This is a genomic window from Anaerotignum sp., from assembly GCF_031981185.1.
Classification (GTDB): Bacteria; Bacillota; Clostridia; order Lachnospirales; family Anaerotignaceae; genus Chakrabartyella.
In genome coordinates, this window is the sequence record NZ_DALYUL010000015.1 from 25,369 (window position 1) to 40,117 (window position 14,749).

The 14,749-nt window shown below is 41.0% G+C and carries 11 protein-coding genes and 1 riboswitch; of the genes, 1 reads left to right on the top strand and 10 read right to left on the bottom strand.

Translation table 11 applies throughout. The features are described from left to right. Positions 1 to 592 precede the first annotated feature (592 nt). From RTK36_RS09810 to purE, 10 genes are all read right to left on the bottom strand, one after another. Positions 593 to 4,288: a phosphoribosylformylglycinamidine synthase gene (locus RTK36_RS09810; RefSeq protein ID WP_334308126.1), complete on the bottom strand. Its 3,696-nt coding sequence runs from the start codon at positions 4,286 to 4,288 to the stop codon at positions 593 to 595. Beyond that, a complete protein-coding gene (gene purD / locus RTK36_RS09815; protein WP_312046642.1) occupies positions 4,285 to 5,547 on the bottom strand; it encodes a phosphoribosylamine--glycine ligase in 1,263 nt (420 codons plus the stop codon). The genes RTK36_RS09810 and purD overlap by 4 nt, the downstream gene beginning before the upstream one ends. Positions 5,548 to 5,565: 18 nt before the next feature. Continuing rightward, entirely contained in the window at positions 5,566 to 6,750 is a 1,185-nt protein-coding gene (locus RTK36_RS09820; RefSeq protein ID WP_312046643.1) for a phosphoribosylaminoimidazolecarboxamide formyltransferase, read from the bottom strand. Between the two features lie 19 nt (positions 6,751 to 6,769). After that, entirely contained in the window at positions 6,770 to 8,206 is a 1,437-nt protein-coding gene (purB, locus tag RTK36_RS09825) for an adenylosuccinate lyase (RefSeq protein WP_312046644.1), read from the bottom strand. A gap of 12 nt (positions 8,207 to 8,218) precedes the next feature. Next, positions 8,219 to 8,938: an IMP cyclohydrolase gene (locus RTK36_RS09830; RefSeq protein WP_312046646.1), complete on the bottom strand. Its 720-nt coding sequence runs from the start codon at positions 8,936 to 8,938 to the stop codon at positions 8,219 to 8,221. 1 nt (position 8,939) lies between these two features. Continuing rightward, positions 8,940 to 9,548 carry a phosphoribosylglycinamide formyltransferase gene (gene purN, locus RTK36_RS09835; RefSeq protein WP_312046648.1) on the bottom strand — a complete coding sequence of 203 codons (609 nt, stop codon included), beginning with the start codon at positions 9,546 to 9,548 and terminating at the stop codon, positions 8,940 to 8,942. Then, positions 9,542 to 10,579: a phosphoribosylformylglycinamidine cyclo-ligase gene (gene purM / locus RTK36_RS09840; protein WP_312046650.1), complete on the bottom strand. Its 1,038-nt coding sequence runs from the start codon at positions 10,577 to 10,579 to the stop codon at positions 9,542 to 9,544. The genes purN and purM overlap by 7 nt, the downstream gene beginning before the upstream one ends. After that, complete coding sequence (purF, locus tag RTK36_RS09845; RefSeq protein ID WP_331655011.1) at positions 10,563 to 12,023, bottom strand: amidophosphoribosyltransferase; 1,461 nt, start codon at positions 12,021 to 12,023, stop codon at positions 10,563 to 10,565. The genes purM and purF overlap by 17 nt, the downstream gene beginning before the upstream one ends. 38 nt (positions 12,024 to 12,061) lie before the next feature. Then, positions 12,062 to 12,772 (bottom strand): phosphoribosylaminoimidazolesuccinocarboxamide synthase, encoded by a 711-nt coding sequence (purC, locus tag RTK36_RS09850; RefSeq protein ID WP_312046653.1) that lies wholly within the window; start codon positions 12,770 to 12,772, stop codon positions 12,062 to 12,064. Between the two features lie 205 nt (positions 12,773 to 12,977). Beyond that, the gene (gene purE / locus RTK36_RS09855) at positions 12,978 to 13,472 is read right to left on the bottom strand and encodes a 5-(carboxyamino)imidazole ribonucleotide mutase (RefSeq protein WP_312046655.1); all 495 of its coding nucleotides are present in this window, start codon (positions 13,470 to 13,472) and stop codon (positions 12,978 to 12,980) included. 73 nt (positions 13,473 to 13,545) lie between these two features. Next, positions 13,546 to 13,704, bottom strand: a riboswitch (ZMP/ZTP riboswitch). Between the two features lie 167 nt (positions 13,705 to 13,871). Here purE and RTK36_RS09860 point away from each other — a divergent pair. Beyond that, the coding region (locus tag RTK36_RS09860; protein ID WP_312046657.1) for a dihydroorotase at positions 13,872 to 14,749 on the top strand (878 nt) is incomplete at its 3' end.

Genomic DNA, 14,749 nt, shown 5'->3' on the forward strand with positions numbered 1-14,749 from the left:
CATGCTGCAAAGTTTACTTTCAGAAGGAAGCTTGTCTCCAACTTTCCACTCTTCGCTGGTAATCTGTTCTAAAATTTGATTATAAACCTCATCACTTAGTGACAATCTGCCTTTATAGTAATCCATGATTCTCTCCCCTAATCTGCTCTTGCATGGCTCCTTTCCGATACAAAAAATAGTACGAAAATTATTTGGAGCATTCTTTCGGAGGCTCTATTCGTTGATGTTCCTATTATAGTTCTAATACCTGTCGTACACCATGTATTACTTGTACTATAAGTTATCATACAACTCAATAAAAAGCAATTTCCGTTTTGTACAAATATTTAAACAAAAATTTGTATAGATGCCCATACCAAATACAATTCTTGTGCATTTACATCAAAAAAGCCCACGTTGTGCAGTTAATTTTAATAGTATTTGTAAGTATTCCACTACAAGAGTTAAAAAATACATACAAAAAATATTTTGTTGTTCAATATATACATCAGTAATTTTTGTCAGCTAAGGCCTCCTTTTTTTGCAATTTGGCATAAAAAAAATATCCTGATATGCTTATATTATCAGGATATTTTCATAGATTGTCAATAAATTATTTATAATATTTCATTGCTGATTCAAACAACTTCATATCATATTTCCCTTGTACGTTCTGATACAAGTTACCACCTATACGCTCCGAATGCCCCATCTTGCCGATAATTCGACCATCAGGAGAAATCAAACCTTCAATTGCATAAAAAGAGCCATTTGGGTTATATTGAACTTCATTTGTTGCATTGCCATTATTATCCACATACTGGGTAAGAATCTGGCCATTCTTTGCTAATTCTTTCACCAATGCTTCTTCCGCTAAAAGCCTACCTTCTCCATGGGAAATGGGGACTGTAAATACCTCCCCCGCCTCCACATTCATTAACCAAGGGGAATTGTTAGAAGCAACTCTAGTACGAACCAATTTTGATTGGTGACGGCCAATTGTGTTATAAGAAAGTGTGGGGCATGTTTCATCCGTGTCCATTATTTTTCCAAATGGTACTAGCCCTAATTTAATTAACGCTTGGAATCCATTACAGATACCACATATTAAACCATCTTTTTCCTCCAAAAGTTGTGTTACAACATCCTTTATTTCAGGATTACGGAAAAACGCAGTAATGAACTTACCAGAACCATCGGGTTCATCCCCACCAGAAAAACCACCTGGGATAAAAATCATCTGGGATTTCTCCACTTCCTTCGCAAATTTCTGAATGGAATCAGAAATTCCCGCCGCAGATAAGTTGTTGATGACAAAAATTTCAGCTTTCCCACCTGCCCGTTCCACTGCCTTTGCCGAATCATATTCGCAGTTTGTACCGGGGAATACAGGTATCAACACTTTAGGCTGGGCAAAAGACGCTTTCGCATGGAATCTTTTCTCTGTTTTATAGGTAAAGGTAGGTATTTTCTCTGCTTTAGTTACGATATTGCAAGGATAAACCTTTTCAAGCTTTCCTTCATAAATCTCAGCTAAAGCCTTCATAGATATCTCGTCTTTGTCAAAAACAATAGCCTCATTCTCGGTTGTAACACCGAGAAGAATACCAGTATCAACATCTTCGGACAACTCTAAGACAAAACCACCATACTGGTAACCAAATATCATTTCTAATGAAATCTCATCGGCAAAGGTAAAACCCAGTTCATTGCCCATAGCCATTTTCAAAATTGCCTCAGCGACGCCGCCGTAGGTGGGTGTATATGCGCTTAGAACCTTGCCGTTTCTCATTAATTGATTGACTAAGTCAAAATTAGCCTTTAAGCTGTCGGCTGTTGGCAGTCCATTTTCATCATAATCAGGCAATACCAAAACAACATTATGCCCCGAACCTTTGAATTCAGGTGAAATAATATTACCGATTTCTTCAGTGGTCACAGCGAAAGAAACCAAGGTAGGTGGTACATCAATATGCTCAAAGCTACCGCTCATGGAATCCTTACCCCCGATTGCGGCAATTTCCAAACCTTTTTGCGCCATAAATGCACCTAACAATGCCGCTAAAGGCTTACCCCAACGCTTTTCATCCTTCATAGGCTTTTCAAAATATTCTTGGAAGGACAAATAAACATCCTCAAATTTAGCACCTGTTGCCACCAGCTTCGCCACAGATTCCACTACTGCTAAATATGCACTGTGATAAGGGCTTGCTTCAGCAATAAAAGGATTATACCCCCAAGCCATTACGGAGCAAGTCGTGGTGTCCCTTTTCTCAACGGAAACCTTGTTTACCATAGCTTGAATAGGGGTTCTCTGAGTTTCCCCCCCAAAAGGCATCAATACAGTTCCAGCACCAATGGTGGAGTCAAAACGTTCTGATAATCCCCTCTTAGAACAAACGTTTAAGTCCTCAGCTACAGCCATGAATCCATTTTTAAAGCCTGTGGGGATTTCCTTTGTAATATCTTTGGGTGCCACCGGGGCAATGGAAATGTGCTTTTCTGCGCCATTTGAATCCAAGAATTCCCGGGAAATATTCACAATATCCTTGCCATTCCATTGCATAATTAATCTGGGCGCTGCCTTTACCTGTGCCACCACAGTAGCTTCCAGGTTTTCACCGTATGCCAATTCTTTAAATCTGGCAACGTCTTCCGCCGCAACCACAACCGCCATTCTCTCTTGAGATTCGCTAATTGCCAATTCAGTACCATCAAGACCATCGTACTTTTTTGGCACTGCATTCAAATCAATAACCAGTCCAGGCGCCAACTCACCAATGGCTACAGATACACCGCCTGCGCCAAAGTCATTGCAACGCTTAATTAATTTCGCCGCTTCTGCGTTACGGAACAAACGCTGTAGTTTTCTTTCTTCAGGAGCATTTCCCTTTTGAACCTCTGCACCACAGCTTTCTAAGGATTCTACTGTGTGAGATTTTGAGGAGCCCGTTGCACCACCGCAACCGTCACGACCAGTGCGTCCACCTAAAAGTATGATAATGTCGCCATCCTTTGGTTCTTCTCTTCGCACATTCTCTGCAGGTGCGGCACCAATTACTGCACCGATTTCCATCCTCTTTGCCACATAGCCGGGATGGTAAATTTCATCCACCTGTCCTGTAGCAAGTCCAATCTGATTTCCATAGGAGCTGTATCCCGCCGCCGCTGTTGTTACAATCTTACGCTGAGGCAGTTTTCCTGGAATGGTTTGAGAAACAGGCACCGTAGGGTCTCCAGCCCCAGTCACACGCATCGCCGCATATACATAAGAACGTCCCGACAATGGGTCACGTATTGCGCCACCTACACAGGTAGCAGCGCCACCAAAGGGCTCAATCTCTGTAGGATGGTTATGGGTTTCGTTTTTGAAAAGCAGTAGCCACTTTTCCATTTCACCCTCTACATTTACATCTATCTTGACCGTACAAGCGTTTATTTCTTCTGACTCATCTAACTTGCTCAGTTTTCCTTGTTGCTTTAAGAACTTTGCAACAATAGTTCCCATATCCATTAAATTAATGGGTTTTGTGCGCCCAATTGCTTCTCTTGTTTTTAAATATTCATCATAGGCAGACTGTAATAAACTATCCTCAAACTGAATTTTATCAATGGTTGTCAAAAAAGTTGTATGACGGCAATGATCAGACCAGTAAGTATCAATCATTTTGATTTCTGTAATCGTGGGGTTTCTATCTTCTTCCCTAAAATATGCCTGACAAACCTTAATGTCATCCAAATCCATAGCCAAGCCCATCTGCTTTACAAAACCGTCTAATCCAGCTTCATCCAACTGCAAAAAACCATCAACAGTTGCAACCTCTGTGGGTATTTCATACTGCATTGCCAGGGTTTCAAACGTATTTAAAGTGGCCTCTCTAGCCTCCACAGGATTAATTACATATTTTTTAATTGTCTGAATTTCTTCTTCTGTAAGCTTGCCGTATAAATAGTAAACCTTCGCCGTTCGTACCAAAGGACTTTCCTTTTTGGAAATAATCTGCACGCATTCTGCTGCCGAGTTTGCTCTTTGATCGAATTGTCCCGGCAAAAATTCCACTACAAACACCTCTGCATCCTCCCGAGGAAGCTCATCATACAAGTTGTCAAGCTGGGGTTCGGAAAAAACAGCTGTCTTGCAATAGTCAAATAAATCCTTTTCAATACTTTCCACGTCGTAGCGATTAAAAAGGCGTAAGTCGGTCAAATTTTTAATACCCAGCAAATTTACAATATCAAGGCGCAATCCATCTGCCTCTGCTGTAAGACCTTGTTTTTTCTCTACATAAACTCTGTAAACCATGCTTATACCTCCGCCGCTAAGGCTTTTTTGCCAATATCATTGCGATAATATGCATTTTCAAATTTGACGGTTTTTACTGTTTCATATGCTTTTTCAATAGCCTCTGCCAATGTATCCCCAATTTCAGTCACACCCAATACACGACCACCGCCTGTTACCAAAATGCCGTCTTTCGTCTTCGCCCCTGCAACATAAATCTGGTTGCTGTTTTCAGGCAACAAAATAGGGAACCCAGTTTCATATTTTCTGGGGTAGCCTTCCGACGCCATAATCACACAGCAAGCCGCTTTCTCACTAAATTTCACTTCAGCCTCTGCTAGAGTGCCCTTTGCAATGTGCTGCATAATGGTCAAAAGGTCGCTTTCCAGTAATGGTAGCACAACCTGTGTTTCAGGGTCGCCGAAACGACAATTATACTCAATGGTTTTAGGTCCATTGGGTGTCAACATCAATCCAAAGTATAGACAACCTTTAAAGGTTCTGTCCTCTTGATTCATGGCTTCCATAGTAGGCAGAAAAATAGTTTTCATGCACTCAGCTGCCATTTCATCTGTATAATAAGGGTTTGGGGCAATTGTACCCATTCCTCCTGTGTTTAACCCCTTGTCACCATCTAGGGCCCTTTTGTGATCCATAGAGGAAACCATAGGAATCATTGTTTTTCCGTCAGTAAAAGCAAGTACCGAAACTTCTGGGCCTGTGAGAAATTCCTCAATGACAATATGGTCACCGCTGGCGCCAAAAATTTTGTCTTCCATCATAGAACGAACGGCATCCTTCGCCTCATCTCTTGTTTCCGCAATCACAACGCCCTTACCTAATGCTAATCCATCTGCTTTAATAACTGTGGGAATGGGTGCCGTTTCTAAGTATTCCAAAGCTTTAGTCATATCACCAAAAACTTCATATTGTGCAGTAGGAATATTATATTTCTTCATTAGATCTTTAGAAAAAACCTTACTTCCCTCCAAAATAGCCGCTCTTTTGTTGGGGCCAAAGCAAGGAACGCCTACGGCCTCTAGTGCATCCACAACCCCTAATACCAGAGGATCATCAGGAGCCACGACAGCAAACTCAATTTTATTTTCCATAGCAAAAGCTACGATTTTTTCTACTTCCTTTACGCCAATATCCACACAAATGGCATCTTGGGCAATTCCACCGTTGCCGGGGAGAACAAAAAGCTCAGTTACAACGGAATTTTCTTTAATTTTTTTCACAATGGCATGCTCTCTGCCGCCACCGCCAATTACCATAACCTTCATTTCATTTCCTCCCCTTTTTTAATGATGGAACAAGCGCATCCCTGTAAATGCCATGACCATATTGTGATTGTTGCAGGTTTCAATCACATTATCATCACGGATGGAACCACCGGGCTCAGCAATGTAAGAAACACCGCTTTTCGCTGCTCTTTCAATATTATCACCAAAGGGGAAGAAGGCATCACTGCCCAAAGCCACACCTTTGATCGTAGCAAGGTAGGCCTTCTTTTCTTCTCTTGTTAAAGGTTCAGGCTTTACAGAAAAAATTGCCTCCCAAGCACCCTCTGCCAAAACATCCTCATAATCATCAGAAATATATATATCAATGGCATTATCCCTTGCAGGACGAGCTACAGAAGGTAAAAAGGGTAGATTCAATACCTTTTCACATTGGCGTAAATGCCATATATCTGCTTTGCTTCCCGCCAGTCGAGTGCAATGAATACGAGACTGTTGACCTGCGCCAACGCCAATTGCCTGTCCATCTTTGGCAAAACATACGGAATTGGACTGAGTATATTTCAAGGTAATTAAAGCAACAATCAAATCTCTTTTTGCTTCGTCTGTAAGCTTTTTGTTTTCTGTTACAACGTTTTCTAAAAGCGCTTTAGAAATTTTGAAATTATTTCTTCCCTGTTCAAAGGTAATTCCAAAAACCCGTTTTAACTCTTTTTCTTCTGGAACGAAATCAGCATCAATTTCTACAACGTTATAGGTTCCGTTTCTTTTGGCCTTCAAAATTTCCAAAGCCTCTGCTGTATAACCGGGCGCAATGATACCGTCGGATACCTCTCGCTTAATCATATTTGCAGTTACTGCATCGCAAACATCGCTTAAGGCAACCCAATCACCGTAGGAACATAAACGGTCAGTTCCCCTTGCTCTGGCATAAGCCAAAGCAATCGGAGATTCATCCAAACCCTCAATATCGTCCACAAAGCAAGCCTTTTTTAAATCCGCACTCATTGGTGTGCCTACCGCCGCAGAGGTAGGGCTGACATGCTTAAAAGAAGTCGCCGCAGGCATACCCAAAGCTTCTTTTAATTCCTTAACCAACTGCCAGCTGTTAAAGGCATCCAAGAAATTGATATATCCGGGTTTTCCATTTAAAATACGGATGGGCAGTTCACTGCCATCTGCCATATAAATTCTTGCAGGTTTCTGATTTGGATTACAGCCGTACTTTAATTCAAATTCATTCATTTTAAAAGCCTCCTCAGTATCAAACCTTTAACTCTGCTTCAATTTCACCTTCATACCATTTTGCAATGATTGGCTGAGCAATCTCTTTAATAAATTCATCCACCTGAGAAGCACTTCTGCCAATGTATAATGATGGATCTAATTCCGACTTAATTTCTTCCAAAGTCAGAGGGAATGAATCATCATCAGCAATTCTTTCAATTAAGTCATTCTTGCCACCCTCAAGCTTAACTTTTGCCGCCGCCGCATGGGAATGGGTACGGAGTTTTTCATGCAATTCCTGTCTGTTTCCACCTTTTTTTACAGACTTCATCATGATGTTTTCTGTCGCCATAAAAGGTAGTTTTTCCATTACACGTCGCTCTACAACCTTGTCATAAACAACCAAGCCAGCTGTCACATTCATATAGATGTTCAAAATAGAATCAATTGCCAAAAAGGCCTCTGCGCTGGAAATACGTTTGTTTGCAGAGTCATCTAATGTTCTCTCAAACCATTGGGTTCCCGCTGTTAAGGCAGGGTTTAAAGAGTCTACAATCACGTATCTTGCCAAAGCAGAAATTCTTTCGCTTCTCATGGGGTTTCTTTTGTAGGGCATAGCAGAGGAACCAATCTGATTTTTTTCAAAAGGTTCTTCCATTTCCTCAAAAGACTGTAAAATACGCATATCATTGGAAAATTTATAAGCACTCTGGGCAAAACCGGAAAGTACAGATAAGAAATAAGCGTCCACCTTACGGGAATAAGTCTGACCAGAAACAGGCACACATCCTTTAAAGCCCATATCCTCGGCAATCATTTCTTCCATTTTTTTAATTTTCTCTTCGTTCCCTTCAAACAACTCCATAAAGCTTGCTTGAGTACCCGTTGTTCCCTTTGAACCCAATAACAGCAGTTCTTCCAAACGGTGCTCTAACTCATGAATATCCTGACACAATTCATAAATCCAAAGGGTAGCTCTTTTGCCTACTGTTGTCAGCTGAGCAGGTTGTAAATGTGTGTAAGCCAAGCAAGGAAGGTTCTTATAGTTCTCCGCAAATTCAGATAGATTTTTTACAACCTGTGCGGCTTTTTTCAAAATAATTTGAGATGCTTCTTTTAAGATAATAACATCTGTGTTGTCTCCAACGTAACAGGAGGTTGCCCCTAAATGGATGATTGGCTCTGCCTTAGGGCACTGCTGACCGTAAGCAAAAACATGGCTCATAACATCGTGACGTACAACCTTTTCTCTTGCTTCTGCAACCTCAAAATTAATATCATCTTTAAAAGCTTCCAATTCAGCAATCTGCTCATCTGTAATTTCCAAGCCCAAGGCTTTTTCCGCCTTTGCTAAAGCAATCCAAAGTTTGCGCCATGTACGAAACTTAAAGCCCTCGGAAAAAACAGCCTGCATTTCCTTGCTGGCATATCTGGTTGAAAAGGGGGAAAGATAAATTTCCTTTGTGCTGTCCATATCTGAATCTCCTTATTTGTTTTTATTAATCATTCGGTTTTCAATGTTTCCTGTTTTCAAATCAATATATCTTACATAAAGAGAAATCTTGTTTTCTTCATTTAGATTTCCCCAAATCTCTTGCACCAAATCATCAATCTGGTTGGGAATTTCCGTTCGCTCCGGCTCCCCTTGGAATGTAGGCAAAGGATTTCCGTCACAAGCATAAGTGTGAATAAAATGCCCCAAGCCATTTAACGCTGGGAAAGAAAAGGTGTATCGATTACATGCACTGCCCTTTGCATCGGCACTTTTCAGAATACTCATTTTGTAGGTAAAGTCCTCTTTTCCAAAGGTCAGCATGCCGCTGATTCTAGGTGTAAAGTTAGGTGCGTCAGGCTCAAATTCTCTTGTTTCCAAGCCCTCTTCGAAAGTTTTTCCTATTTTCACATAGTTGTAAATGGTATCAGTCTGATCTCCGTTGGTAACAATCAATTTGTTTTCCAATTTTTTAATGGGAGAATAAATAATTAAAGAAGGGTCTTCTACCTTGGATTCATCAAAAGGCTTGATAATCACTTCTTCACCGTTTTCAATAAAAATACGGTTTCGGCTGTTTTCACTGCGACCCATAATAAAATATGCAATTGCCGCCTTGTTACCATCCGCTGTTTTTCCTATTACAATTCCCCTTCCAACGTAAGGATTTTCCTTTACCAAATCCTTCATGGCATTCATTTTATAAATATCCATATCAGTATCCTTTCTTTAATTTACAGGCTACCATTTCCACAGCTTTGGGCAAAAGCACCCATTCCGCTTCTACCATCACTCTTTTCTGTAGCACCTCTGGGGTGTCATTTTCATAAATTTCCACTGCCTTTTGCAGAATTATTTCACCGCCATCAGGAATCTCATTCACATAATGTACCGTTGCCCCTGTTATCTTTACGCCGTATGCAAGGGCCGCTTCATGGACATGTAAACCATAAAACCCTTTGCCGCAAAAAGAAGGTATTAGGGATGGATGAATATTTACAATTCTCTTGGGATAAAGAGCGGTAAATTTCTCACTGAGTAAGGACATAAATCCCGCCAATACAATCATTTCAATTCCATTCTCATCCAAAACCTTTTTCATTTCCTCTTCATATGCTTCCTGAAAGGGAAACTCTTTTCTTTTTATTACTACCCTTTTGATGCCATTTTCTGCTGCTCTGGTTAAAGCGTAGGCACTGTCGTTGCTTGCCAAAACCAAAGTAATTTCGCCACTGGGGATTTCTCCTTTTTTTTCAGCATCAATGAGTGCCTGTAAATTGGTGCCGCCGCCGGAAACAAAAACTGCAATTTTTGTTTTTAGCATATTACGACACCTTCCTCGGAAACAACAATTTCTCCCATAACATAAGCGTCTTCGCCATTTGCCTTTAGAATTTTCACTGCTTTTTCCGCATCTTCTTTTGCTACAACAATGCTCATGCCCACGCCCATGTTAAAGGTGTTAAACATATCTCTCTCTGGAATATTTCCCGTTTTTGCAAGCAAATCAAAAATAGGTAAAATTCTTAATGCATTTCTATCAATCTTCGCTCCAAAACCCTTGGGAATGCTTCTGGGGATGTTTTCATAAAAACCACCGCCAGTAATATGAGAAACTGCCTTTACAGTAATTTCTTCAAACAAAGCAAGCATAGGCTTCACATAAATTTTTGTAGGTGTTAGTAAGGTTTCCCCTAAAGACTTGCCACCCAATTCTGCAATAGGCGCCTTCATATCAGTATTTTCCACATCAAACACACGGCGTACCAAAGAAAAACCATTGGAGTGCACACCACTAGAAGGCAATGCAATCAGCACATCCCCCTCTTTTATGGTTTTGTTGTTCAAAATTCTTGCTTTATCCACAACGCCAACAGAGAAACCAGCCAAATCATATTCATCCTCTGGATAAAAACCGGGCATTTCAGCTGTCTCGCCACCAATTAATGCCGCACCAGATTGTACACAGCCTTCCGCAACACCGGAAACGATAGAAGCAATTTTCTCTGGAAAATTTTTACCTACAGCAATATAATCCAAGAAAAATAAAGGCTTTGCACCAACACAGATAATATCATTTACGCACATAGCAACACAGTCAATACCAACGGTGTCGTGCTTGTCCATCAAAAATGCTAATTTCAGCTTTGTGCCTACCCCGTCTGTACCACTTACTAAAACAGGCTTTGTAATTCCCGTCATATCTAATTCAAATAGGCCGCCAAAGCCCCCAATGTCGGACATAACTCCTGCTGTCATTGTTTTTGCAATATGCTGCTTCATCAGCTCAACTGCCTGGTATCCTGCAACAATGTCCACACCTGCTGCTTTATAGCTCTCACTGTGACTCTTCATCTTGGTTTTTTCTCCTCTCGCTGAGCTTATTTTCAAATCTGTTTTTATCAGCCTCTGTTGGTTTCTCTGTGGGATATTTGCCATCAAAACAGGATGCACAGTAGCCCTCACCATTGGGGGTACCTATCAGCATACTCAAGTGATCTAAACTCAAATATCCTAAGCTGTCAACACCGATTATATCTCGAATTTCATTAATGGTATGGTTGCAAGCAATCAAATTTTCCTGAGAATCCACATCAGTTCCATAGAAGCATGGGTAAAGGAAAGGTGGCGCAGAAGAACGCATATGCACCTCTGTTGCTCCTGCGTCCCGCAAAAGCTTTACAATTCGAGCGGAGGTCGTCCCTCTTACAATGGAATCATCCACCAAAACCACTCTTTTGCCTTTTACCGTTTCTGCAATTACATTTAATTTTATTTTAACTTTATCCTCACGTACCTTCTGTCCTGGTGAAATAAAGGTTCGCCCGATGTACTTGTTTTTAATAAATCCAATGCCGTAAGGAATTCCTGATTGTCTGGCATAACCAATGGCTGCATCCAATCCCGAATCAGGAACGCCGATAACAACGTCAGCCTGTACAGGGTGCTCCATAGCAAGGCAAGCTCCCGCCTTCACCCTTGCATCGTGGACGCTTCTGCCTTCCACGCGAGAGTCAGGTCTGGAAAAATAAATATATTCAAAAATACAGATGGTAGGCTTTACTTTTTCGCAGTGGTCTGTAATGTTGCGAATTCCTTCATGGTCAAAAACCACGATTTCACCGGGACGAATATCCCGAATAAACTTTGCACCAACGGCATCTAAAGCACAGCTTTCGGAAGCAACAATATAGCTTCCATCCTCTGTAATTCCATAACATAAAGGTCTGAATCCATTCTCATCCCTGGCTGCAACCATTTTGGATGCAGACATAATCACCAAAGAATAAGCCCCTTTAATGCGGTTCATGGCACGGTTCACAGCCTCTTCTATGGATGGTGCATTCAAACGTTCCTTGGTAATCATATAAGAAATAACTTCCGTATCACTTGTTGTGTGAAAAATGGAGCCTTGTAATTCCAATTCCTGTCTGAGCTCGAAAGAATTAACCAAATTGCCATTATGGGCCAATGCAAGCTTGCCTTTGATATGATTGACAACGATAGGTTGCGCATTGGTACGGTCATTTACACCTGTTGTGCCATAGCGTACATGACCAATTGCCATATTTCCTTCCCCTAAAGAAGCCATCACCTGAGGCGTAAAAACATCGTTTACTAAGCCAGGGTCCTTATGAAAACGAAAAATACCATCGTCATTTACTACTATGCCGCAGCTTTCCTGTCCTCTATGCTGTAACGCAAACAGGCCATAATAAGTCGTTGCCGCAACTGTGGCGGTTTCTTTTCCAAAAACACCGAATACACCACATTCCTCATGAATTTCATTCATACACATGTTAGCACCTCGTCTATTCACTCTGTACTGTAACCGGGTTATTCACCCATCAAACGCTTTAGCACTTCCTGATAAGCATCTTCTACATTACCTAAGTCACGGCGGAATCTGTCTTTATCCAGCTTCTCCCCTGTTACAGTATCCCAGAAACGGCAAGTATCAGGAGAAATTTCATCTGCCAAAACAATTTGGCCATCAGCCGTCTTACCAAATTCCAGCTTAAAATCAATCAGCTCTATGTTAGCATCTTTCAAGTAATTGCTCAAAATTTCATTAATCTTGAAAGAATATTTAGCAATTAAATCGATTTCTTCCTTTGTTGCAAATTCCATGGCTAAAATATGATATTCATTAATCATAGGATCGCCCAATTCATCATCTTTATAACAGTATTCCAAAACTGTGCTCTTCATTTTTGTACCTTCCGCCAAACCAAGACGCTTAGCCAAAGAGCCAGCGGCAATATTTCTTACGATTACCTCCAAAGGTACAATTGTTACTTTCTTTACCACAGTTTCTCTGTCAGAAAGCTCTTCCACAAAATGCGTAGGAATCCCGCTTTTTTCCAAAAGCTTCATGAGGTGATTTGTTACACGGTTGTTGATGGCACCTTTCCCAAGGATTGTGCCTTTTTTCAGACCATTGAACGCAGTTGCATCATCCTTGTACGATACGATGCAGTAATTTTCATCGTTGGTTGCATATACCTTTTTTGCCTTGCCTTCATACATCTGAACTGTCTTTTCCATGATACTGAATTCCTCCTAAAGAATCATCTTATTGCCTTTCGGCCTGTTGGGTTAATAAATAATAATTTGTATATTAAAGCCTTGTTACTTATTCGTTTTCTATTCAAAAATGTAATACGCCCAAGTAAATTTACTCATAAAAGCCTGTTTGTACAACATCCTTGTTTCGCAAATTCAAATCATCCATCTTGCTTTTTTATTATGTTTATTTATTATATTTATCCGCTAACATGCGGTCTTTTTCCAATACTTTTTTTGCGTTTTCTTCTCTTGCCAAGCGAAGTTTATCAGCCAATTCCTGGTCTGTTACCGCCAGAATCTGAATTGCCAATAACGCTGCATTTTCAGCACCGTCAATGGCTACTGTTGCCACAGGCATCCCTCCGGGCATCTGTACAGTAGAAAGGAGTGCATCCAGTCCATCCAAAGTGGAAGATTTGATAGGAATACCAATCACAGGTAATGTGGTATTTGCAGCCATAGCCCCTGCCAAATGAGCCGCCTTCCCTGCCGCCGCAATGATTGCGCCAAAACCGTTCTCTCTTGCATTCATGGCAAAGGCTCTTGCTTCTTCGGGTGTTCTGTGGGCAGAATAAACGTGAACCTCAAAGGGCACACCATACTTGTCCAAGGTTGTTAAAGCTTTTTCCACAACGGGAAAATCACTGTCACTGCCCATAAGAATCGCTACTTTTTTCATGGATAACCTCCTAATGGTTATAAAATTTAATGATATGAACAAAAAAAGGGCATTCCTATTCCTTAGTTAGAAACAGGACTGCCCAGACGGTCGACAAAAGCAGTATCAATCCCCTGACTTTCCATTGATAATCAGGTGCGTCACAAAAAACGCCGAATATTTCCTAACTGCTTACTTCAAGCTTTCTACTCCCTTGTGGTTTCCCACTGATCCGTCAGTTATAAAAAGCCCCTTAAATTGACAACCTAAGTCTACACAAAAAAACGGCTTCTGTCAATTCGAGCAATCTAAAAAACTGCAAAATATATTCTTGACACATTAAAAAGCGTGTGCTATACTACTGACAATTTGTAAAGAAATACTTACCCCTAACGACCAAATGGAAAGGAGCTGGAGCAATTGAACTACATTTTACCGAATGTTAATGTATTTGTTCAAGGCAGTTTTGTCAATTCCAACATATTTATTACAGATGGTCTCATTTCTAAAATTTCCACAACAAAGCCTTCCTATTCTTCAGATACAATTCTTTTTGATATGGAAGGTTGTTTTGTGTTTCCCGGTTTTATTGATGTTCACGTACATCTAAGAGAACCGGGATTTTTTTATAAAGAAACCATTGAAACGGGGACAAAAGCCGCCGCTCATGGGGGTTATACCACCGTTTGCGCAATGCCAAACTTGTCTCCCACACCGGATTCAAAAGAAAATCTTGCACTCCAACTGAAAAGCATTCAAAAAAACGCCTGTATCCATGTTCATCCCTATGGAACCATCTCTGTGGGGGAAAAAGGTATGGAATTTGCGAAATATGATGAAATTGCAGAGCATGTGTGCGGTTTTAGCGATGATGGCCGCGGTGTGCAAAATGACGATTTTATGGCCACTGCCATGAAAAAAATCAGTAAATACGGAAAAATCATCGCTGCTCACTGTGAAGACAATACGTTACTTCATGGAGGATATATCCATGATGGGGAATATGCCGCCTTACATGGGCATAAAGGCATTTCCTCCGCAAGTGAATGGAAACAAATTCAACGGGATTTGGCCTTGGTGAAGGAAACTGGCTGTAAATATCATGTCTGCCATATCTCCACAAAAGAGTCCGTCGCCTTGATCCGCAAAGGGAAAGCCGAAGGCATCGATGTAACCTGTGAAACAGCCCCTCACTATCTGGTAATGAACGACGGTATGCTGGAAGAGGACGGTCGCTTTAAAATGAACCCGCCTATAAGAAGTGAAGCGGACAGACAGGCACTAATCCATGGCATTTT

Bases quoted from the DNA above. Each gene is read 5' to 3' on its own strand.
- purD (WP_312046642.1), bottom strand. From the start codon at position 5,547: ATGAAGGTTATGGTAATTGGCGGTGGCGGCAGAGAGCATGCCATTGTG.
- RTK36_RS09820 (WP_312046643.1), bottom strand. From the start codon at position 6,750: ATGAATGAATTTGAATTAAAGTACGGCTGTAATCCAAATCAGAAACCT.
- purB (WP_312046644.1), bottom strand. From the start codon at position 8,206: ATGGACAGCACAAAGGAAATTTATCTTTCCCCCTTTTCAACCAGATAT.
- RTK36_RS09830 (WP_312046646.1), bottom strand. From the start codon at position 8,938: ATGGATATTTATAAAATGAATGCCATGAAGGATTTGGTAAAGGAAAAT.
- purN (WP_312046648.1), bottom strand. From the start codon at position 9,548: ATGCTAAAAACAAAAATTGCAGTTTTTGTTTCCGGCGGCGGCACCAAT.
- purM (WP_312046650.1), bottom strand. From the start codon at position 10,579: ATGAAGAGTCACAGTGAGAGCTATAAAGCAGCAGGTGTGGACATTGTT.
- purF (WP_331655011.1), bottom strand. From the start codon at position 12,023: ATGTGTATGAATGAAATTCATGAGGAATGTGGTGTATTCGGTGTTTTT.
- purC (WP_312046653.1), bottom strand. From the start codon at position 12,772: ATGGAAAAGACAGTTCAGATGTATGAAGGCAAGGCAAAAAAGGTATAT.
- purE (WP_312046655.1), bottom strand. From the start codon at position 13,472: ATGAAAAAAGTAGCGATTCTTATGGGCAGTGACAGTGATTTTCCCGTT.